Source organism: Microbispora sp. NBC_01389 (assembly GCF_045040095.1).
Lineage (GTDB): Bacteria > Actinomycetota > Actinomycetes > Streptosporangiales > Streptosporangiaceae > Microbispora.
The window spans coordinates 2,384,993-2,404,448 of sequence record NZ_CP109552.1; the positions used below are offsets into that span (position 1 = coordinate 2,384,993).

Here is a 19,456-nt window from a genome sequence, read left to right on the forward strand (position 1 = left end):
CGGTGGCCCCGCCCGCACCGCACCCCATCGCACCGCCGGGGCCGGCACGTCATGCGGCGATCCGCTCGCGGAGCAGGATCCGAAAGAGAGGACGACGAGTGGATTTCGTTCTACTGATACATGGCGACGAGATGCTCTGGGACTCCTTCACCGAGAACGAGCGAGAGCAGATGGCCGAGGCGCATCGCCAGTTCGGCCGCTCGATGGTCGAGGGGGGTGTCGTCGTGAAGTTCGGCGCGGGACTCACCCGGTCGGGCACGGCCAAGCTGGTCCGTCCCGAGGGTCCCGCCGTCACGGGCCCGTACGCTGTCGGCCGCGAGCAGATCGGCGGCGTCTGGGTCATCGACGTGCAGTCCGCCGAGGAGGCGGAGGCGTGGGCCAGGAAGATGCCGTACGCCCCTGGCGACATCGTGGAGATCCGGCTCTGCGATCCCGCCTGAGCGGCGCCCCGGCCGCCGCCGGGCCAGAAGGGTGCCCCGGCGACAGCCGCCCGCGCGGTCAGTAACGCGGCCGGCGGCTCAGGACGATGCCGCCGGCGAGGAACACCACCCCGACGACGCCGTAAACCACCGCGAGGGTCGTCGCGGGGGGCTTCTCGCTGGCGTTCAGCACGGCCAGGCCGAGGCCGACGATGCCGGCGATGTAGCAGAAGATGGCGATGAAGATCTTCCAGAACGGGCTCATTGCTTCCTCTCATGAGATACGTCCGGGCCGCCCGGTGCGGTCCCGGTGACGATGAAGCCGAGCAGCATGACCCACGCGTCCGGGTCGGCCAGGAACCGCCTCCACCTGTCGGCCGCCAGCGCGAGCTGGGCCATCGACAGCGCGCCCGACGCGACGAGCGGAACCAGGCGCTCCGGCCCGAGGTGCGGCGCGAAGGCGTCCGTCGGACGGTCGTCGTTGGTGGTGGCGAAGGGGCGGAGCGCGACGTCGGCGAAACCGGCCCGCCGGAGCAGCCGGGTCAGCTTCCTGCCGATCTGGCGGTCGCCCCCGGCGTCGCGCTGGGCGGCGGCCATCGCCCGGTGCACCGAGCTGACCTCGGCGTACATCGGATCGGCCAGCCCCCACAGCATGCTGTCGACCTCGACGACGGCCAGCACCCCGCCGGGGCGCAGCACGCGCAGCGCCTCGGCGAGCACCGGCACCGGGTCGGCGACGTGCTGCAGTACGTAGCGGAGCAGAACCCCGCCGACGCATCCCGTACGCAACGGCAACCGGGCGGCGTCGCCCGCCAGCAGCGGCGCCCCGGCGCCGGCGGCGTGCGCCAGCAGACCCGCGTCGATGTCGGCGGCCACGACGGGCAGCCCCGGCTCGGCGGCGCGCAGCCTATGGGTGACGGCGCCAGAGCCCGCGCCCAGCTCAAGCAGTGGCCCGGCCCTGGTCAGGCCGAGGTCGCGCAGGAGGCGCAGTTCCTCGTCGAAGGAGAGCGCCGCCTGGGCCTCCAGCCGGGCCAGCTCGCCGTCCAGGCCGCCCCACGTCGTGCTGGCGGCGTCGTACGAGCCGGCCCTGCCCGCGTCGACGCGTACGGGAGACGTCGTCATCGCGGCCTCGGGATCATCATCATGCCGTGCCTGGGCCGCAGGGTGACCAGCGCCTCCGGCTCGACCGGGAAGCCCTCGACCAGCTCCAGACGCAGCCGCTGAAGCAGCACCGCGAGCGCGAGCACCGCCTCGACCAGCGCGAAGTGCCGCCCGATGCAGATCCGCGGCCCGCCGCCGAACGGCAGGTACTGATGGCTGAGTTGACGCGCCAGCCGCTCCGGCGTGAACCGCTCGGGCCGGTACGCATCCGGCTCGTCCCAGTACCTCGGGTCCCGGTGCAGCGTCCACGGGCTGATGCACACCAGCGTCCCGGCGGGCACGTCGTAACCGTCGATGACGTCGGCCTCGACGGAGCGGCGCGAGATGAGCCAGACGGGTGGGTAGAGCCGCATGGCCTCCTGGATCGCCCGCCGGCACGCCGCCAGCCGTGGCAGGTCCCCGGCGGTCGGCGGCCGCCCGCCCAGCACCTCGTCGATCTCGGCGTACACCGCGCGTGCCGCGTCCCTGTGCCGGTCCAGCAGGTAGAGCGTCCAGGTCAGCGCCTTCGCCGTGGTCTCGTGGCCGGCCATGACGATCGTCAGCACCTGGTCGCGCAGGTCGATGTCGGACATCGCGTGCCCGGCGGCGAGCATCGAGGCGAGCAGGTCGTCCCCGTCACCTCCGCCGCTGCGGCGGGCCGCGATGATGACCCGGGTCACCTGGTCGAGGAACGCGCGCGCCCGCTGGAACCCGGCGTACCGCCTGGCCGTGTCCGCGGGGTCCGGGTCGCCGGTCGGTACGTAGTGGCCGATGAAGCGGTTGACCGCGTCCACGGCGCGGCCGAACCCCGCGCCGATGGCACCGACGTCGGTGCCGAGCATGGCCCTGACGAGGACCGTGAGAGTGAGCGCCGTCAGGTCGTGGTCGACGCGCACGGCCCGGCCGTCCGGCCCGTCGCTCCAGCGGTCCAGCAGATGGCCGGCCGCGTCGGTGACGACCTGGTCGAACCGCTCCACCTCGGTGAGCCGGAAGGCGGGCGCGCACATCCTGCGCTGCGCCGCCCACTCCTTCCCGTTGCTGGTCAGCAGCCCGTTGCCGAGCAGCGGACGGAGCATGGCGTCGTCGGGGGTGCGGTCCTTGGTGTAGTTGGCCCCGTTCTCCTTCAGGACGTGGCGGGCCAGGTCGGGCCGGTTGAGCATGTAGACCGGCTCGCCGTCGGCGTCGTGCCGGGTGACGTCACCGTACGCGGCCATCGCGGTGACGAACTCCAGTGGCACGTCGCGCATGGCGCGCAGGCTCTGGGTGCCGCCTGGCCCGGGCGGCAGTCGGGGTGACAGTGACGGTGATACGTACGTCCCGGCCATGGACTCTCCGAATCAATTACGCAGTCCGCTATTTGTTGTACGTATTTCGAGGGATCGGAATACGTACTCGAGGGCCGTATTTTTCCTGCTGATCCAGTTGTAGGTTACTCTCCGGCCGAAGGTCTCTCAATGCTTAATCTGAAGCCTTCGGAAATTAAGTCTGGGCAGCGGAATTCGGGCGTGTAAGACTTCGTTCCGAGACGGCGCGCCGCGCCGCGACGGCGATAGGCTCCAGGAGGAATCAATGGCCCTGAATCCCAGAGAGCGGACGGAATTCGTAAACGCCTACACCCGCATCCTGATCACCGCCTGGTCGAGCGAGGAATTCTCGGCCAAGCTCGACAGCAACCCGCGCGAAGCCCTCGCCGAGGCCGGGTTGGAGGTGCCGGCGGGCGCCACGATCCAGCTGGTCCGCAACGTCCCCGAGGGCGCCCACGACAGCAACCTCGACGTGCAGGTCAGCCTGTGGGAGCGCGGCCTTGAGACCGGGAACTTCGAGTTCCACGTCCCGGAGACCCCGCAGATCGACATGGCCGAGCTGAGCGAGGGCGACCTCGACGCGATCGCGGCGGGCGACATCAACTGCTGCTGCTGCCCCTGCTGCTGCTGCACCTGATCATTTCCGGCGGTACACGAGACGGAGAAGAGGTCATGGCCACTGACGTTGATCAGACGAACCCCATTCATGTGCGTGGGCTGCAGAAGCGGTACGGTGCCGCCCACGCCGTGGAGAATGTCGACCTGGACGTTCGACCCGGTGAGGTCTTCGCCCTGCTGGGGCCGAATGGCGCGGGAAAGACGACCACAGTCGAGATCCTCGAGGGGGTTCGCCGGAGGACGAGTGGCGACGTACGTGTCCTCGGCCGGGACCCGGCCGAGGACACGCCGGAGTGGCGCGCGAGGCTCGGCATCGTGCCGCAGAGCACCGGCGCCTACTCCGACCTCACGGTGCGTGAGGTCGTCGACCACTTCGCGGCGTTCTACCCGGCACCACTCCCCGCCGGGCAGGCCATCGAGATGGTGGGCCTCGGCAAGCAGGAGCGCAAGCAGGCGCAGACGCTGTCCGGCGGCCAGCTGCGCCGCCTGGACGTCGCCGTGGGGATCGTCGGCGACCCAGACCTGATCTTCCTCGACGAGCCGACCACCGGGCTCGACCCCGAGGCCAGGCAGGAGGCCTGGGAGCTGGTGCGGTACTTCTCAGAACAGGGCAAAACCACCGTGCTGACCACGCACTACTTGGACGAGGTGGAGGCGCTGGCCCAGCGGGCAGCCGTCATCGTGGCGGGCCGGGTCGTCGAGACCGGTCCCGTCGCCGACCTGGGCGGCCGGCGCGACATCCCGGCGGTGGTGAGCTTCACTCGCACCGGTGGCCTGGTCCGCGTGCCCCTTCCGCAGCTGCCCGCGGACGCGCTGGTCGACCCGTCGGCAGGCCCGGACGACGGCGTCGTCACGCTGCACACCCACAACCCGACGCAGGCCCTGGCCGCGATCCTCCCCTGGGCCGCGGAGGCGGGCGTACACGAGCTGCCGGACCTGCGGGTCCAGCGCCCCACGCTCGAGGACGTCTATCTCAAGCTCATCCGTGAGAACCAGGGGGCCGATCGATGACCATTCCGGAAACGGCCGTGGCCAGGCCCGCCGAGCGCACGACCCCGGCGACCGGGTCGGGTCTGTGGCGGGCGTCGGTGGCCCGGTCGTCCGTGGAGCTGAAGTCGTTCTTCCGCAACCGGCAGTCGCTGTTCTTCACGCTGCTGCTGCCGGTGGTGCTGCTCGTGGTGCTGGGTTCGATCTTCTCCGGAACCGTCCCAGGCACGCACACGGACTTCAAGCAGGTGTTCGTGGCCGGGATCATCGCCTGCGGCATCATGAGCGTCAGCTTCAACGGCCTGGCGATCAGCATCGCGATCGAGCGGGACACCGGCATGATCCGCAGGCTGGCATCCTCGCCCATGCCGAAGTCCGCGTACTTCATCGGGAAGATCGTGCGGGTCGTGGTGACCGGCGTGCTGGAGGCGTTGATCCTCATAGCGGTCGGCGTCACGCTGTTCCATCTGCCGCTGCCCGGCGCCGTCGACCACTGGCTCACCTTCATGTGGGTGCTGGTCCTCGGCGCCACGGCCTGCTCGCTGCTGGCCGTGGCGTTCAGCGCGCTCATCCCGAACGCCCGGTCGGCCCCCGCGATCGTCACCCTGCCGTTCCTGGTCCTGCAGTTCATCTCCGGGGTGTTCTTCCCCTACAGCCAGCTGCCGGCCTGGATGCAGACGATCGCCGCGTGGTTCCCGCTGAAGTGGATGACCCAGGGCCTGCGGTCGGTGTTCCTGCCGGAGAGCTTCGCTGTTGTGGAGCCCGCGGGCACGTGGGAGCTGGGCCGGATCGCGGCGGTGCTCGGGGCGTGGTGCGTGGCCGCGCTGGTGCTGAGCCTGCTGACGTTCCGGTGGCGCGGGCCCAACGTCCGGTGACGGCCGGAATCAGGGGGCGAGCGTGAACCTCTCCAGCCGGCGGGGCACGAGCGACGGGGACCACACGGGCGGCGATCCCACTGCGTGCAGCCCGGGGTACGCGTTCAGCAGGCCGTTCAGCAGCGCCGCCCCGGCCTGCCTCACCAGCGGAGCTCCCAGGCACAGATGCGTACCGGCGCCGAACGCGAGGTGTGGATTGGGCGAGCGGGTCACCACCAGATCGTCGGGCCGGTCGAACACGTCCGGGTCCCGGTTCGCCGCCGAGATCAGCGCGAGCACCCGGGATCCGGCCGGGATCGTGTCCCCGTCCAGAGCCACCGCCTGGGTCGTCACCCGGACCGTGAACGGGATCGGCGACTCCAGCCGCAGCAGCTCGTCCACGGCGGTCACCGCCGCTTCGCCGTCCCCGCGCACGATCTCGGCGACCTCCGGCCGCGGCAGCAGCCGGTGCAGCGCGTTGCCGACCATTTCGGCCAGCGGCTTCCAGCCCCCGACCACGGCCAACGAGGCGATCCCGAGCATCTCCGCGCGTGACAGCCGCCTGTCGGCCGCCAGCCGCCCGAACGGCGAAGCGGGGACGTCCCCGGCGATCGCGGCCCCGCCGGTCGCGGCGGCGCGGTCGGCGCGGGCGTCCAGGAAGGCGGTCAGCTCTCCCATCGCCGTCCGGCCCGCCGAGGCGGCCTGGGGGCCCGCCAGGGGGTCCAGGTTCACCGACGTGCGGCGGGCCAGGTCGGCGAAGGCCGGGCGGTCGGCGGACGGGAACCCGAACAGGCAGGCGAGGGCGCCCGTCGCGAACGGCTCGCCGATGTCCGCCGTCGCGTCGAACTCGGCCCGTCCCGCCAGACCGGCCAGCAACGCGTCGACCTCGTCCGAGATCCCGCCGGCCACCCCCCGTACCGCCGCGGGCCCCATCAGCAGCGCGCCCGGCGAGCGGAGCCGCTGGTGCTCGGGCGGGTCGGTGGTGAGCATGGACGGAGGCAGGTCGTCCTGCCTGACCCGTTCCCGCTGGCCGAGCGCCGCGGAGAAGCGCGGGTCCCGCAGCGCCAGCACGCAGTCGGCGTGGCGGGTCAGCAGCCACATGCGTGAGGTCACGTCGAAGTGCACCGGATCGTTGGCCCGCAGCCATCGGTACGCCGGGTACGGGTCGGCCCGGCCGTGCGGCGAGAACGGATGAGCCAGATCGCCGGGCAGGGGGCGGGGCAGCGACATCGCGTGTCCTCCCGATCGGATCAAGGACAAGCTACTACAAGGTGATCAACCGTGACAGAGTTCGACGTCGTTGTGATCGGGGCGGGCATCAGCGGCCTGACCGCCGCCGCACGCCTGCACGACGCGGGCCTGGCGGTGATCGTGCTGGAGGCCGCCGACCGGATCGGCGGCCGCGTCCGCACCCACCGGCCATCCCTGCTCGAACTCGGCGCGCAGGTGATCCATGGTGACCGCAACCCCATCATGTCCCTGCCGGACCGGGAGCGTCCCGCGCCCGTGCCGCGCCGGTCGGCCAGGGTCCTGCTCGACGGCGCGCTGCTGCCGATGGCCGCGCTGTCCGACGTGGGGGCATCGCCGCCTGTGCTGGAGGAGCGGCTGCTCGCCACCGCGACCGAGGACGTGTCGGTCACCGAGTGGCTGAAGCTGAACGCGCCCCCCACCACGCCCTTCGACTGCGCGTACGAATGGTTCCGGCAGAACTGGGTGGCCGATCCCCACGTGCTCAGCGCGCTCGGCCTCGCCCGCGCCCGGCGCGCCGACCGGGTGGGACGGGGTCAGTTCGCGTTCCCCGGCGGGTACGACCGCCTGCCGGCGTGGCTCGCCACCGGCCTGGCCATGCGGATGGGCCGCCCGGTCCTGCGCCTCGCCTGGTCGCCCGGCCGGGCGAAGGTCACGACCGCGGAGGACACGCTGACCGCGCGAGCCGTCGTCGTCACCGTGCCGCCGCCCCTGGTCACCGAGGGCAGGCTCGCCATCAGCGGCCTGCCCGTCGTCAAACAGGCGGCGGCACACAAGCTGCGGCTCGGCGACGCCTGGTGCGCGGTCGTCACCTACTCCCGACCGGCTCCCGAGTCGGTCGTGGTCTTCGACGGCGACGGACGGCTCGGGTTCGTCAGCGTCACCGAGGGGCACCCGGAGGTGCACGTGCTGGCGAAGGAGCGCGCGGCCGGGGCGGCCCGTACGGCGGCGCGCTCGCGCGGCCGGCTGGCCGCGCTGCTGGGCGAGGTGATGCCGTGGACCCGCGGTTTGGAGCCCACGGCGATCGATGTGGCCGACTGGGGCGCGGACCCCTGGACGGGTGGCGCGTTCACCTACCCGGCGGTGGGGGCCCTCTGGGCTGCCGCCGCCTGGGCCGAGCCCATGGGCGAGACCGTCTTCTTCGCCGGGGAGGCCACCGTCGGCCGCCTTGGCCCGCCCATGGTCCACATGGCGATGGCCAGCGGCGAGCGAGTCGCCGCCGAGGTGATGGGAGCGCTGGAGAGATGACACTGCACGGGGGATGGTTCCTGCTCGCGCTGGAGGAGGAGCTCACCGAGGAGGTGACGCCGCTGCGCCTCGGTGACCGCCGCCTGATCGCGGTCCGCGACGGCGACCGGGTCCGCGTCTTCGACGGCGTCTGCCCGCACAGGGGCGCCCACCTGGGATACGGCGGAAAGCTCCGCGGTGACTGTGTGATCTGCCCGTTCCACGGCAAGCGGATCTCGCTGGGAGACGCGACGCGCCGCCTGTCGGTGCCGGAGTTGCGGACCGCGCGAGCCGGAGCCGCCCTGTTCGCCCGGCTCTCCGACGCCCCCCGCGACGACCGGGGCTTCGAGCAGGCGATCAAACAGATCGCCGCCGACCTGGTGATCGTCGGCGCGGTGATCCAGCCGGTGCCGGTGCCCGCGGAGTACGTCGTGGAGAACGCCTTCGACGCCGAGCACTTCCGTACGGTTCACCTGGTGCCGGTGGTCCGCGGCATGCACGCCACGATGGGCGAGCACGACGAGCTGCTCATCGAGGGCGAGTTCCGCACCAAGGCGCCGCCCTGGGAGGAGGAACGGCGGCTGGACTTCGCCTCCCGTTTCATGGCCAGGGCGTTCAGCCCGCACCTGGTGGTCACCGAGCTGGGCGACGAGCGGCAGCCGTACACGATCATCACGGGCGCGGTCCCCGACGGGCGGGGCTGCGTGGGGCGGGTGGCCATCGGGGTGCGGCCCGGCCAGACCGGCTCCCTGCCCGCCCTGATCCACGGCGCGCGCTACGCCTTCGAGCAGGACAAGGTGGTCTGGGACCATCTGGACGTCGACGCCCCGCAGCGGTTCGACGCCGCGGACACGCCGGTCGTGGCCTTCCGGCACTTCTGCGCCGGCTTCGCAGACGGGCCGGAGGCGGACTCATGACCCTGCACCTGCGCACGTACGGCGCCGGCCCTGCGGTGCTGTGGATCCACGGCTACACGATGGACTCGTCGGTGTGGGAGCGGCACTGGGCGCTGCTGCCCGGGTGGCGGCACATCGGCGTCGACCTGCCCGGGCACGGCCTGTCCGGCCCGTTGCGGCCCGGTACCTCGCTGCCCGGACTCGGGGCGGAGCTGATCGCGCTCGCCAGGACCCACTCGGCAAGCATGATCGTGGCGGAGTCCATCGGCTCGATGATCGCCCTGCAGATGGCCGTCGACGACCCGGCGGCCGTACGCGCGCTGATCATCGGCTCGCCGACCATCGCCGGCGCGCCCCCCGAGCCCGGCACCGGTGAGCGCTACCGCGCACTGGCCGCCCTGGCACGGCTCGGGGCCAGCGGCGCGCAGCTCGCCGACCTGTGGATGACGTCGCCGCCGGACATCTTCAGGGGCACCGAGCGGCACCCCGAGCTACGGGCCAGGCTGCGCGTGATCGTATCCCGGCACACATGGGCTGAGCTGCGCAACGGCGCGATGCACGGCCTCAGCCGGCACGTCCACACCCCGGAGGACCTGCGCGGCATCAGGGCGTCGACGCTGGTCATGGCCGGCGAGGAGGACATGTCGACGTTCCGGTCGAGCGCCGAGCTGTTGCGCGCCACGGTTCCCCGGTGTGGGACCCAGACGATTCCCATGGCGGGCCACCTGTGCCTCATCGAGCGGCCCGAGATCACGGCGCCGATCATCGGCACCCACCTGACGCTGACCGCGATGGAGGAACCCCGTGCCGATTCACGAGCACTATGAGCCGGGTTCGCCCTGCTGGGTGGACTACGCCGCGCTTGACCCCGAGGGCGCGCGAGCGTTCTACGGGGAGCTGTTCGGGTGGACATTCGACGAGAGCGGCGGGTACGAGTACATCCGCCTGGGTGAGCGGATCGTCGGCGGGTTCGGCCGAGTGCCGCAGGGGCAGCAGCTGCCCGCGTCGTGGAACACCTACCTGGCGGTCGCCGACGCCGACGCCGCGGCGGAGCGGGTACGGAAGTGGGGCGGAACCGTGGTGTTCGGCCCGATCGACGCCGGGCACGATGGGCGGCTGCTGTTCGCCGTGGATCCGTCGGGAGCGGCCGTGGGGTTATGGCAGGGGCACCGGCCCGACGGCGTCGTGCTGGTGGACGAGCCGGGCACATGGTGCCGCCACGAGCTGTGGACGGACGACCCCGCCCGCTCCGCCGCGTTCTACGCCGCCGTGTTCGACACGGCGAAGTTCGACGGGACCGTCAGTGGGCGTGGGCCGAAGCCGCGATGGATGACGTTCTTCCTGACGGACGGTGGCCGCGCGACGCTCGCCGCGGCCGAGCGCCGGGGCGCCGGGATCGCCGCGGAGCACGGCCGCGCGACAGTCCTGCGGGATCCGTGGGGTGCGCTGTTCGCAGTGACGCCGCTATGAAGCGTCGGGCCGGCGACGGCCCCAGACCACGAAGAACAAGCCGACCAGGATCGCGCCGACGACGACCACGATCCCGCCGATCGTCCTGTCGATCACCAGGGTGATGACGGCGGCGAGCGCGTAGACGACCGGCACGATCAAACGGAGGTTGCTCAAGCCCATGATTGCTCCTCTGTGCGGTTCCAGCCCCGACAGCATCATCGGCTCTTGACAACGTCCGGTCCAGAATAACGCCGAGATTAGGTCGAAGAATACGTATGGCGGATCCGCGCGCATACGTATGCGACCAGCGCCGCTGCGCAACTACGTATCCGCAGGGAAAAAAGAAGGAGCCCCAACTCATGACGAAGGTAGTGGTAATCGGAGGCGGCCCCGCCGGCTCGGTCGCGGCGACGCTGCTCGCGCAGCGCGGGATGGACGTCCGCCTTTTCGAACGCGACGTGTTTCCCCGTTATCACGTCGGCGAGTCCGTCTCGCCGTCGTGCCGGGCCATCATCGACTACGCCGGCGCGCACGACAAGATCGAGGCACGCGGTTACCCGGTGAAGGAGGGCCTCCTGCTGCGCTGGGGCACCGAGCGGGACTGGACTGTCGACTGGTCCGCGACGTTCGGGCCGGAGGTGCGCTCCTGGCAGGTGGACCGCGCCGACTTCGACAAGGTGCTGCTCGACCATGCCGCCGACCAGGGCGCCGAGGTGATCCAGGGGGCCCGGGTCAGGCGGGTGCGCTTCGCGGACAGCCGGGCGTGCGCGGCCGAGTGGGAGTACAAGGGCACGACCGCCACGGAGGAGTTCGACTTTCTCGTCGACGCGTCCGGGCGCGCGGGTGTGCTCTCCGTCCAGCACCTGCGTAATCGCAAGCCGCACGATATTTTCCGCAATGTTGCCATTTGGGGTTATTACCGGGGTGGTGCGCTGCTCCCCGCCACCCCCGGTGGCGGCATCAACATCATCTCCTCTCCCGAGGGCTGGTATTGGGTGATCCCGCTGCGCGACGACGTCTACAGCGTCGGCTTCGTCACGCTCCAGTCGCGCTTCCTGGAACGCAAGCCCGGCTTCGAGTCGCCGGAGGCGATGTTCCACGCGCTCGTCGCCGAATCGGCCACCGTCTCCGAACTGGTCGCGAACGGCACGTTCACCGGCCCCGTCCGTGTCGAGCAGGATTTCTCGTACGTCGCCGACCGGTTCTGCGGCCCCGGGTACTTCATGGCCGGCGACGCCGCGTGCTTCCTCGACCCGCTGTTGTCCACCGGGGTCCACCTGGCCCTCTACAGCGGCCTGCTCGCGGCGGCCTCGATCACGGCGACGGTCAACGGGGACGTCAGCGAATCGGAGGCCCGCGGATTCTATGAGGCGCTCTACCGCAACTCCTACACCCGGCTGTTCACTATGGTCTCGGCGGTCTACCGGCAGTACCGTGGCCGGGCCGGCTACTTCTGGCTCGCCCAGCACCTGGTCAGGGACGCGCCCGCGAAGCGGCCCGGTGCGGCGTTCGCCTCGATCACGGCCGGGCTGTCCGACCTGAAGGACGCGAGCTCCGCCGGTGGTACCGCCCCCATGAACGAGCTGATCGCCGCCGCCCACACGGCCGAGGTGCGGGCAGCCGGAAGCGCGCCCGCCGCGGACAGCACCCAGGCCCCGATGCGGATGGACGCCAACGACCTTTACGACGCCGCCACCGGCCTTTATCTGGTGACCCACCCCACTCTCGGCATCAGCCGCGCCATGGCTCCCACGGAATCGGCGCGCGGCCTTGCCTTTACTCGATGAAACCGATATATCAAGGTAATTCCATGATGCGACTGATCCGTTTACTGTCGTCACTCCTGTGCGCGGTGGCGCTCGCGGTCACCCCTGCGGCGGCATCCGTCGCCGCGCCCGCGACCCCGGCGACGTCACCGGACTTCTCCGCCCAGCAGGCCGCGATGGACCGGCTTTCCTTCATGGTCGGCAGCTGGGTCGGCTCGGGCTGGACCATCACCGCCTCCGGCACGCGCCGGGAGTTCCTGCAGACCGAGCGGGTCCGGCGTCAGGTGCAGGGCTTGGTGATCTCCGTTGAGGGCCTGGGGCGGGACAAGGCCGACCCCACGAGGATCGTGGACAGCGCACTCGCCGTGATCAACTACGACGACACCGCCTCGCAGTACCGCTGGGAGGCGTTCTCCCAGGGCCACGTCACCACGAGCGTGCCCGTCGTCGGCGACGACACGTTCCAGTGGGCCTTGTCCCAGCCGGGCGTGACCATCAGGTACACCCTTCAGTTCACCCGTACGTCCTGGCACGAGGTCGGTGAGGTCAGTACCGACGGCGGCCAGAGCTGGCACAAGAACTTCCAGATGGATCTCACCCGGGTCCGCTGAGCGGGGGGTGCCGGGGTCGCCCCCTGTCAAGTGCCCCCTGGCGGCGTTCAGACCGGCGGTCAACGATCAAGGGCCTGACCGCTGTCTCCAGCGATCAGGCCCTTGACCTGCAACTACCTGGTCGGGGTGGCGGGATTTGAACCCACGGCCTCTTCGTCCCGAAGCAATCAAGATCAGAATGGCACCTAGGCTTACGGTGCTGGTGACCTGCTGTTTCGATCCACGTGATCCACCGGTGTCCGGGGGTTGTTCGCGGCTGTCGGGGTCACCGGTCGCGCAGTGCCGCGGCCAGCTCGCGGCGCGAGCTGATGCCCAGCTTGGTGAAGACCTTGCGCAGGTGCCACTCGACGGTACGTGGGCTGAGGAACAGCACGGCGCCGATCTCGGGATTGGTGTGCCCCGCCGCGGCCAGGCGCGCGCTCTGCGCTTCCTGCGAGGTGAGGTCGTCGCATACGCCGAGGGTCCGCTTGCGGACGGTCTCGCCGGCGGCAACCAGCTCCCGGCCAGCCCGTTCGGCGAAGCCCTCCGCCCCCATCGTGGTGAACGCCTCGTGGGCAGCGCGGAGCTGGATCCGGGCGTCGTTGCGCCGGTTCTCCCGTCGCAGCCATTCGCCGTAGAGCAGGCGCGCCCGGGCCAGTTGCAGCCCGATCCGGCTGGCGGCGAGCCGCTCGATCGCCTTGCGGTACTGCTCCTCGGCCTTCTCGGAAGGTCCGGCGAGCGCGTCCGCGAGGGCCTGGGCGCCGAAAGCCCAGTCCGTCCCGGCGGCGCCGGTCCGCTCCGCCAGACGCTCGCGTGCCTCCGCCGCCACGGCGCGCTCCCCGACGCGCGCGGCTGCCTCGACCAGCTCGCCGAGCGTCGAGTTGAACATGGCAAGGTCCTCGTACTCGGCCGCCTGCCGAGCGGCCTCCAGTGCGGCCGGATAGTGGCCGAGCCCGTTGGACAGTACCGCCTTGGCGTAGCCGGCCAGGCCGAGCAGCCAGCCCTCGCCGCGCGCGTCGGCATCCTTGACAGTGGCCTCGATCAGCTCCAGTGCCGGGAGCTGCCGGCCGCGGTGGGCGGCCAGCGCGAGCGAGGCGGACGGATGTGCGGCCAAGCCGGTGGCCTGTCCGAGGGCGTCCGCTTCGTCGAGCAGATCCGAGGCGTCGGCGAACCGGCCCGCGAACAGCAGTGCGCTGGCGCGGGACTCCAGCGCCGTGGGCAAGAGCGGAAGCGCGCCGGTGGTGCGGGCGAAGCCGACCGCTTGCTCGGTGAGCCGGTGCCAGGCCGCGTCGTCCCACACCTCGTGTGCGACCGGCCCGGCCAGCCACAGAAGGGGCAGATCCTCATTCGCGGTGAGCGCGTCCAGGGCCCGGCGGAGAAGCGGAATGGCAAGCGCGTAGCCGTCCAGGACCCACGCCGTAAGGCCGGCCAGGAACAGACCGGCCACGTCCTCGTTGGCGGGCATGCCGCGGGCGGCCTCGGCGGCCCGGCGGAGGTTGTCGCTGCCGAGTCGGCCAGCGTGCACAGCAGCACCGAGCGCCGAGAGGTAGGTCTCCTGCGCCGCGGGGAGATCCAGCGCCTCGAGCCGGCGGGCGGCTGCGAGCAGCGCCGGGCCGGCCGCCCGTCCGGGGTTGAGCGCGAAGGCAACCTGCGCCCGCAAACGCTCCACCCCGGCGCGCTGCAACGGGTCGAGCGGACCCAGCTCGGCAGCGGCCAGCAGGTCCGGCACCTGGGCGGGGGCGCCCGCGGCGAATCGGGCACGCGCGGCGGCCAGGGCACGCGCGGCGCGCGGCTTCGGGTCCGGGGTGAGCTCGGCAGCGCGTTCGAGGAAGGATGCGGCCGCGGATCGGCCGCCACGGGCCAGCAGTCGGCCGGCCGACCGCTGCAGTTCGCTGGCGACCTCCTCGTCCGGTCCCACCGTGGCGTGCGCCCGATGCCAAGCACGGCGGTCGGGGTCCTCCTCAGCATCGGTCACCTCGGCGAGCGCACGGTGCACCTCGCGCAGCTCGGCGGCCTCGCTCGAGCGCCAGCTGGCCGAGCGCACCAGCGGGTGCCGGAACCGGACCCGGGTGCCCAGTTCGACCAGTCCCGCGGCTTCCGCGGGCGCGGCGGCGTCGGGCCCGATGCCCAGCCGCTTGAGCGCGCGCCACAGCAGCGGCACGTCACCGATCGGCTCGACAGCGGCGGTGAGCAGCAGCCGGCGGGTATCCGCCGGCAGCGCGGCGATACGCCGCTGAAAGCCCTCCTCCACCCGGCTCACCAGCGGCGCTGTGCCCTGCGTGCCGAACCCGAACGCCAGCTCCGCCGGCGTAAGGCCGCGCGGCAGCTCAAGCAGGGCGAGCGGGTTGCCGCGCGTCTCGGCGACGATCCGGTCGCGTACGCGGGCGTCGACCGGATCAGGCAGCACGGAGTCCAGCAGCGCCCGCGCGTCCGCGTCGGACAGCCCGTCGACGCGTAACTCCGGCAGGCCGTCGAGAATCCGCTCGTCCCCCGGGCTACGTGAGGCGAAGACCAGCGCGACCGATTCGGCATTCAGCCGACGGGCGACGAAGGTGAGAATCACCTCGGACATCCGGTCCAGCCACTGCACGTCGTCCACAACGCAGACCAGCGGCTGTTCCAACGCGACCTCGGCGAACAGTCCGAGCACGGCGAGCCCGATGAGCAGCACCTCCGGCGGGTCGCCGAGGCTCAGCCCGAAGGCGGTGGCGAGCGCGGCACGTTGCGGCTCCGGCAGCCGGTCGAGGTGGCCCAGCAGCGGCGCGCAGAGTTGCTGCAGCGCGGAGTACGCGATCTCGGACTCCGGCTCCACCCCGGCCGCCCGGGTTACCCGGCTGGCTGGGGCGTGCTCGGTCAGGTAATCTAGCAGTGCGGTTTTGCCGGCGCCCGCCTCGCCCCGCAACACCAGCACTCGGCTGTGCCCGGCGCGGACGTCCCGCAGCAAGCGGTCGAGCGTGTCGCGCTCGCGCCGTCGGCCGCGCAGCGCCGGACCCGCGGTGTCCAAGTTCATCGTCCCCAGTGCCAACCGGCTCACGCGCAGCCCGGACCGCCCGAGCAGGTGGTGGTTCATGGCAGGCTCCTCCAGATTCCAGGGCTCCGACGTGCTCTGTACTGCCGACATGGGTGCCTCCCCTTGGAAGATGTGGGGCGGGGCGCCACACCTAGGACGTTGATATAAGATATATTCTATATCGTCAAGAGACGGCCTAGGAGTGGTGCGCCATGGAACTCATCAACAGTGCGAGCCTCGTAGAGGCGGCTGCCGCCCACCTTCGCGGCGCGATCCTCAGCGGTGATCTCCAGCCCGGAGAGCCGGTGCGGGTGCGAGATCTGCAACAAGGGCTGGGTGTAAGCCACATCCCTATCAGGGAGGCGATTCGGCAACTCGAAGGTGAGGGGCTGATCGTCGTACGGGCGCGTCACACGCCGGTTGTGGCCGGCGTGAACCTGGACGATCTCGCGGCGATCTATGAGTTGCGACGCATGATCGAATTGCCCACCGTAAGGCTTGCCCGCGAACGCGGTTCCCGTGCGTCGATCGCCCGTGTCGAAGAGGCGTTCTCTGCCTTCGAAGCTGTCGCCGGTGACCCCAGCCGACCTGAGTACTGGGAACGGCACTCGGACTTTCATTGGGCCCTGGTCGAACCAGGTGCCAACACTTGGACGCGGCGTGTGCTCGAGCCTCTTTGGACGGCAGCCGAACGTTACGTCAGGCTGTTCGTTGCAACGTACGCAACCCCCGAGGCCACCCTCCAACTGCACCGCGCCTTGGCGGACGCGTTCTCGCAGGAAGACGCCACAGCGGTGGTAGAGGAACTCAACAACCACTTCGATGTTACCGAGCAAGGGGTGCGGGCTGGTTTCACGAAGGCCAAGGAGGCCAAGGGTCCTGAGTGAGCCATGGCCGGTGGGTCAACACCAGGGACTTAAGCAGTTAGCTGGTTGACCTGGTGGTTTGGATACCCGGCGTGAGTGTGACACTGATCGGCGGGGTGCGCGGGGGCGACGTGAAGGGGCTCCTGGTAGGAGTACAGGTCTCTAGTCCGCCGCCTCCCTCCAACCTGCGAGGACCGGTTGAAAAAAGTTCAGTCTGCACCGGGGCCCTACGCTCGCTGATTCAGTCGCCCTGTGAACCGAGATAAGGGCGCCGCCGTGCACCCAACCTGGTCTCAACAGCTAGCCCAGCACGTAGCAAGAGGTGTTCTTGAAGCGGCCGCGCGACGAGTTCAAGCCCTACGGGAAGCCCCGCGCCAGTGAAGCCCATGGGAACGGAAAGCGCTGGCAGACCGGTCTGTGCCGCAAGAACCGTGTTCGTTGGATAGCGGAGCGAATTCCATCGTCTTGAAGTGACGTCGGAATGCAGCGGCGGCGGCACCTGAACGTCGGGGAAGGCCAGGACGTGAACATGGTTGCGGTTCATCAAATCGATGATGCCGTCTCGCAAGAGAACTTGAGCACCGGCGCGAGCCCCATAATCGGCGCCATGTATGCCGGATCTTTCGCTTGTTGCAATAGCTTCGAATAAGTCGAGCGCAGAGTGATATCGGCCCTGCTCATATATCTGATGAACGTTCTCAGCTTCAATCCCTGGTCGCGAAGCAATGAAGCCGTCCAGGTCGGCTCGTGACCTGACGAGGTACAAGGACGTCATCTCCAGCGCTGATTCCAGTTCTGGCACCTGGAGGTGCACCGGGTGAGCGCCCTCTATCTGGAGCGTCTTTGTTACTTCCGAGAAGACCCGTATGACTTCAGAGGAACTGTTTGGCCCCTCCACAAGTTGCGTCAGAATCCCGAGACGCAGGCCATCCAAGCCGCCCGTAGGAATCTCTGTGTATGGCCGCTGTCGCTCACGGCCGTTCACGCTGAGTGAATCTTGAGGATCGTAGCCAACCAAAGCGTCCAGGAGTATGGCGGCGTCGCGGACCGATCGCGCCAACGGGCCCGCTGTGTCCTGCTCGAACACCAGTGGAGCGATCCCCACCCGACTGATCAGCCCTGGCGTCACCCTGAGGCCCACCAAATTGCAGAAGGATGCAGGCAACCGGATTGAGCCACCGGTGTCCCCACCCACTCCTACTGCGGCGAAGTTCGCCGCGACAGCCGCCGCAGTCCCGCTGCTTGAACCCCCGGAGTCTCGGTCGAGAGCATAGGGGTTCCGCGTCAAGCCACTTAGCGACGAGGTCGAGAACCAGGAGGCTCCGAAATCGGCCATCGTGCTTTTAGCAAGAATGATCGCGCCTGCCGCCCGTAGACGCTTCACCACGAATGCGTCGCTACTGGGAACGTTGTTTGCTGCCGCCTCGGTTCCGAAAGCCGTTCTGATGCCTGCGGTCTCGATGTTGTCTTTGAGGACGACCGGGACCCCGTGCAGGGGACCTGTGAGAGTTCCGGTCGCCCTGAGTTGACGGTCGGCCTCAGCCGCCTCTTCAAGCGCTCTGGCATTGATGGTAGCTATTGCGTTGAGCCGGGGCCCCGCCTTGTCGCCGGCATGGATGCGAGCAAGATACGCCTCTACTAGCTCGTAACTGGTGACGTCCCCACCGAGCAAGCGCGTTCTGATGCTCTCGATCGTCACCTCGTCCAGGTCCATGGTGGCCGACATCGTATCCCTTGCCAGAGCGTGGGGCCAACACCCCTTCAGGGGCGTCAGCCCTGGTCCCTTTCCAGATGGCTGGTCGGGTCCGGTCGAGGGGGTGTCCGTTCCACCGGGCGTCCAGCCGGATGAGGTTGAGCGCGACAGCCGAGTAGACGTGTTCGAGGTGGACCTTCGGCAGGCCGCGGTAGCGGGCGCGGCGGATTCCGGTGACTGCGACTGCCTGACGCACGGTGCCCTCGACTCCGGCACGGAGTTTGTACTTGTCCCCCCAGTCCCGGCTGGTCTGCTCGGCGCGGGCGCCGTCCAGGGCCTGTTGTACGGGTTGGGGACGTACGGTGAGCTGGCGGCGTTGGCGCTTGCCGCTGATGCAGGCCGAGCGGACCGGGCAGGGTGCGCAGGCGGTAGCGGGGAACATCACCACGATCGCGTCCTTGCCCCGCTGACGGCAGGGACTCCAGGAACTGCTCGTCTTGCCCTGTGGGCAGGTGACCTGCCGCCCCGCCCAATCGATGGTGAAGGCGGTCCGGTCATAGCCGGTGCCGGCGCGGGCCTGTGGGAGTGATCGAGCAAGACCGGGGTGACCAGCGTAAGGCCGAACTCCTCCCGCGAGGCGACCAGGAGTTCGGCGGAGGGGTATCCCGAGTCAGGGTAGTGCTCGGCCGAGAGTAGCCCACGCCGGGCCAGCGCCTGATGGATCGCGGTGTCGTCCCGCTTGGTCTGTGAGGCCGGCAGCCGCCAGGAGTCGACCCGGGCCCGGTACCGCTCGGCCCACCCGGGCACCTCCAAAACGCGGGCCACCCAGTCCGGCGCGGCGGCCGAGATCGCCTCCAGCGCGGACACCGTGGACACGCGAGCAGTGTCGAACCATCCCCTGCGGGAAGGCGAACACGAAGCCATCACCTGGATGAGCTGCGACCGGGACGACGGCGTGGACTACGGGCGGGTTCCGTACGCGCGTCGCCCAAGCGGGGAACCGGTTTTCGACGACCCGGAAGTGTTCACCGTGGGAGTCCTACCGTACGAGGCGATGCCGGGTTTCACCCTGCTTCAGGCATATCTCGCGAATGAGGAGCCCTAAGTAAGGAGGGCCGGCTCGCGAACGAATCGACCCCCGACCTACCTCATCGAAATCGACCAGGAAAACGGTGAGAGCGGTCATCAGAGAGGCTCACGCGGGGCCAGACAACAACGAAGCCGGGACGCTCGGCGTATCAGCTGGTGGATTTCACGATCCACCTACTCACTGGTTGTTTGGAGGTTGGTTCTCTGGTCCGGCTCACGGGCGGAGGTGGCCCAGGCGGTAAGGACCGCGGACAGTGCATCGCAGTCGTCGGGTGTGAGGGGCGCACGCGGGAGAAG

The 19,456-nt window shown here is 70.0% G+C and carries 18 protein-coding genes and 1 pseudogene; 11 read left to right on the forward strand and 8 right to left on the reverse strand.

Features of this window, described 5'->3' with window-relative positions:
• Positions 1–98 precede the first annotated feature (98 nt).
• Positions 99–440 (forward strand): YciI family protein, encoded by a 342-nt coding sequence (locus OG344_RS10675; protein WP_405088078.1) that lies wholly within the window; start codon positions 99–101, stop codon positions 438–440.
• A gap of 58 nt (positions 441–498) precedes the next feature.
• Here the strand turns inward: OG344_RS10675 and OG344_RS10680 are convergent, their stop codons facing one another.
• The 3 genes from OG344_RS10680 to OG344_RS10690 are packed head-to-tail and all read right to left on the reverse strand — an operon-like array spanning position 499 to position 2,806.
• Positions 499–684, reverse strand: a complete 186-nt coding sequence (locus tag OG344_RS10680; RefSeq protein ID WP_405088079.1) for a hypothetical protein — start codon at positions 682–684, stop codon at positions 499–501.
• Entirely contained in the window at positions 681–1,541 is an 861-nt protein-coding gene (locus tag OG344_RS10685; protein ID WP_405088080.1) for a methyltransferase domain-containing protein, read from the reverse strand. The genes OG344_RS10680 and OG344_RS10685 overlap by 4 nt, the downstream gene beginning before the upstream one ends.
• Entirely contained in the window at positions 1,538–2,806 is a 1,269-nt protein-coding gene (locus tag OG344_RS10690; protein ID WP_405088081.1) for a cytochrome P450, read from the reverse strand. The genes OG344_RS10685 and OG344_RS10690 overlap by 4 nt, the downstream gene beginning before the upstream one ends.
• Positions 2,807–3,128: 322 nt before the next feature.
• Here OG344_RS10690 and OG344_RS10695 point away from each other — a divergent pair, with 322 nt between their 5' ends.
• The 3 genes from OG344_RS10695 to OG344_RS10705 are packed head-to-tail and all read left to right on the forward strand — an operon-like array spanning position 3,129 to position 5,343.
• On the forward strand, positions 3,129–3,500 hold the full coding sequence (locus OG344_RS10695; protein ID WP_405088082.1) for a hypothetical protein: 372 nt from the start codon (positions 3,129–3,131) through the stop codon (positions 3,498–3,500).
• A gap of 35 nt (positions 3,501–3,535) precedes the next feature.
• Positions 3,536–4,492: an ABC transporter ATP-binding protein gene (locus tag OG344_RS10700; RefSeq protein WP_405088083.1), complete on the forward strand. Its 957-nt coding sequence runs from the start codon at positions 3,536–3,538 to the stop codon at positions 4,490–4,492.
• Positions 4,489–5,343 carry an ABC transporter permease gene (locus OG344_RS10705; protein ID WP_405088084.1) on the forward strand — a complete coding sequence of 285 codons (855 nt, stop codon included), beginning with the start codon at positions 4,489–4,491 and terminating at the stop codon, positions 5,341–5,343. Before OG344_RS10700 ends, OG344_RS10705 begins: the two co-directional genes overlap by 4 nt.
• Before the next feature lie 9 nt (positions 5,344–5,352).
• Here the strand turns inward: OG344_RS10705 and OG344_RS10710 are convergent, their stop codons facing one another.
• On the reverse strand, positions 5,353–6,552 hold the full coding sequence (locus OG344_RS10710) for a cytochrome P450 (protein ID WP_405088085.1): 1,200 nt from the start codon (positions 6,550–6,552) through the stop codon (positions 5,353–5,355).
• A gap of 51 nt (positions 6,553–6,603) precedes the next feature.
• Here OG344_RS10710 and OG344_RS10715 point away from each other — a divergent pair, with 51 nt between their 5' ends.
• Genes OG344_RS10715 through OG344_RS10730 form a run of 4 tightly spaced genes read left to right on the forward strand, consistent with a single transcriptional unit; the run spans position 6,604 to position 10,163 of the window.
• Positions 6,604–7,818 carry a flavin monoamine oxidase family protein gene (locus tag OG344_RS10715; protein WP_405088086.1) on the forward strand — a complete coding sequence of 405 codons (1,215 nt, stop codon included), beginning with the start codon at positions 6,604–6,606 and terminating at the stop codon, positions 7,816–7,818.
• Positions 7,815–8,714, forward strand: coding sequence for a Rieske 2Fe-2S domain-containing protein (locus OG344_RS10720; protein ID WP_405088087.1), 900 nt, complete (start codon positions 7,815–7,817; stop codon positions 8,712–8,714). Before OG344_RS10715 ends, OG344_RS10720 begins: the two co-directional genes overlap by 4 nt.
• Positions 8,711–9,520 (forward strand): alpha/beta fold hydrolase, encoded by an 810-nt coding sequence (locus OG344_RS10725; protein ID WP_405088088.1) that lies wholly within the window; start codon positions 8,711–8,713, stop codon positions 9,518–9,520. The genes OG344_RS10720 and OG344_RS10725 overlap by 4 nt, the downstream gene beginning before the upstream one ends.
• Positions 9,498–10,163 carry a VOC family protein gene (locus tag OG344_RS10730; protein WP_405088089.1) on the forward strand — a complete coding sequence of 222 codons (666 nt, stop codon included), beginning with the start codon at positions 9,498–9,500 and terminating at the stop codon, positions 10,161–10,163. The genes OG344_RS10725 and OG344_RS10730 overlap by 23 nt, the downstream gene beginning before the upstream one ends.
• On the opposite strand, the gene OG344_RS10735 is transcribed toward OG344_RS10730, so the two are convergent.
• Positions 10,158–10,325, reverse strand: coding sequence for a hypothetical protein (locus tag OG344_RS10735; RefSeq protein ID WP_405088090.1), 168 nt, complete (start codon positions 10,323–10,325; stop codon positions 10,158–10,160). The two genes, OG344_RS10730 and OG344_RS10735, sit on opposite strands and share 6 nt — an antisense overlap.
• 179 nt (positions 10,326–10,504) lie before the next feature.
• Here OG344_RS10735 and OG344_RS10740 point away from each other — a divergent pair, with 179 nt between their 5' ends.
• Both OG344_RS10740 and OG344_RS10745 read left to right on the forward strand, forming a co-directional pair.
• Positions 10,505–11,932: an NAD(P)/FAD-dependent oxidoreductase gene (locus OG344_RS10740; protein ID WP_405088091.1), complete on the forward strand. Its 1,428-nt coding sequence runs from the start codon at positions 10,505–10,507 to the stop codon at positions 11,930–11,932.
• 23 nt (positions 11,933–11,955) lie between these two features.
• Positions 11,956–12,522, forward strand: coding sequence for a hypothetical protein (locus OG344_RS10745; RefSeq protein WP_405088092.1), 567 nt, complete (start codon positions 11,956–11,958; stop codon positions 12,520–12,522).
• Positions 12,523–12,787: 265 nt separating this feature from the next.
• Here the strand turns inward: OG344_RS10745 and OG344_RS10750 are convergent, their stop codons facing one another.
• A complete protein-coding gene (locus tag OG344_RS10750; protein WP_405088093.1) occupies positions 12,788–15,571 on the reverse strand; it encodes an ATP-binding protein in 2,784 nt (927 codons plus the stop codon).
• Positions 15,572–15,723: 152 nt separating this feature from the next.
• Here OG344_RS10750 and OG344_RS10755 point away from each other — a divergent pair, with 152 nt between their 5' ends.
• Complete coding sequence (locus OG344_RS10755) at positions 15,724–16,398, forward strand: GntR family transcriptional regulator (RefSeq protein WP_405088094.1); 675 nt, start codon at positions 15,724–15,726, stop codon at positions 16,396–16,398.
• Between the two features lie 220 nt (positions 16,399–16,618).
• Here OG344_RS10755 and OG344_RS10760 read toward each other — a convergent pair whose 3' ends face one another.
• Entirely contained in the window at positions 16,619–18,091 is a 1,473-nt protein-coding gene (locus OG344_RS10760; RefSeq protein ID WP_327049107.1) for an amidase, read from the reverse strand.
• A gap of 136 nt (positions 18,092–18,227) precedes the next feature.
• Positions 18,228–18,734, reverse strand: a pseudogene (locus tag OG344_RS10765) (transposase); the annotation flags it as partial.
• Positions 18,735–19,456 lie beyond the last annotated feature (722 nt).

Bases quoted from the DNA above. Each gene is read 5' to 3' on its own strand.
- OG344_RS10680 (WP_405088079.1), bottom strand. From the start codon at position 684: ATGAGCCCGTTCTGGAAGATCTTCATCGCCATCTTCTGCTACATCGCC.
- OG344_RS10685 (WP_405088080.1), bottom strand. From the start codon at position 1,541: ATGACGACGTCTCCCGTACGCGTCGACGCGGGCAGGGCCGGCTCGTAC.
- OG344_RS10690 (WP_405088081.1), bottom strand. From the start codon at position 2,806: ATGCGCGACGTGCCACTGGAGTTCGTCACCGCGATGGCCGCGTACGGT.
- OG344_RS10695 (WP_405088082.1), top strand. From the start codon at position 3,129: ATGGCCCTGAATCCCAGAGAGCGGACGGAATTCGTAAACGCCTACACC.
- OG344_RS10700 (WP_405088083.1), top strand. From the start codon at position 3,536: ATGGCCACTGACGTTGATCAGACGAACCCCATTCATGTGCGTGGGCTG.
- OG344_RS10705 (WP_405088084.1), top strand. From the start codon at position 4,489: ATGACCATTCCGGAAACGGCCGTGGCCAGGCCCGCCGAGCGCACGACC.
- OG344_RS10710 (WP_405088085.1), bottom strand. From the start codon at position 6,552: ATGTCGCTGCCCCGCCCCCTGCCCGGCGATCTGGCTCATCCGTTCTCG.
- OG344_RS10720 (WP_405088087.1), top strand. From the start codon at position 7,815: ATGACACTGCACGGGGGATGGTTCCTGCTCGCGCTGGAGGAGGAGCTC.
- OG344_RS10725 (WP_405088088.1), top strand. From the start codon at position 8,711: ATGACCCTGCACCTGCGCACGTACGGCGCCGGCCCTGCGGTGCTGTGG.
- OG344_RS10735 (WP_405088090.1), bottom strand. From the start codon at position 10,325: ATGGGCTTGAGCAACCTCCGTTTGATCGTGCCGGTCGTCTACGCGCTC.
- OG344_RS10740 (WP_405088091.1), top strand. From the start codon at position 10,505: ATGACGAAGGTAGTGGTAATCGGAGGCGGCCCCGCCGGCTCGGTCGCG.
- OG344_RS10745 (WP_405088092.1), top strand. From the start codon at position 11,956: ATGATGCGACTGATCCGTTTACTGTCGTCACTCCTGTGCGCGGTGGCG.
- OG344_RS10750 (WP_405088093.1), bottom strand. From the start codon at position 15,571: ATGAACCACCACCTGCTCGGGCGGTCCGGGCTGCGCGTGAGCCGGTTG.
- OG344_RS10755 (WP_405088094.1), top strand. From the start codon at position 15,724: ATGGAACTCATCAACAGTGCGAGCCTCGTAGAGGCGGCTGCCGCCCAC.
- OG344_RS10760 (WP_327049107.1), bottom strand. From the start codon at position 18,091: ATGGACCTGGACGAGGTGACGATCGAGAGCATCAGAACGCGCTTGCTC.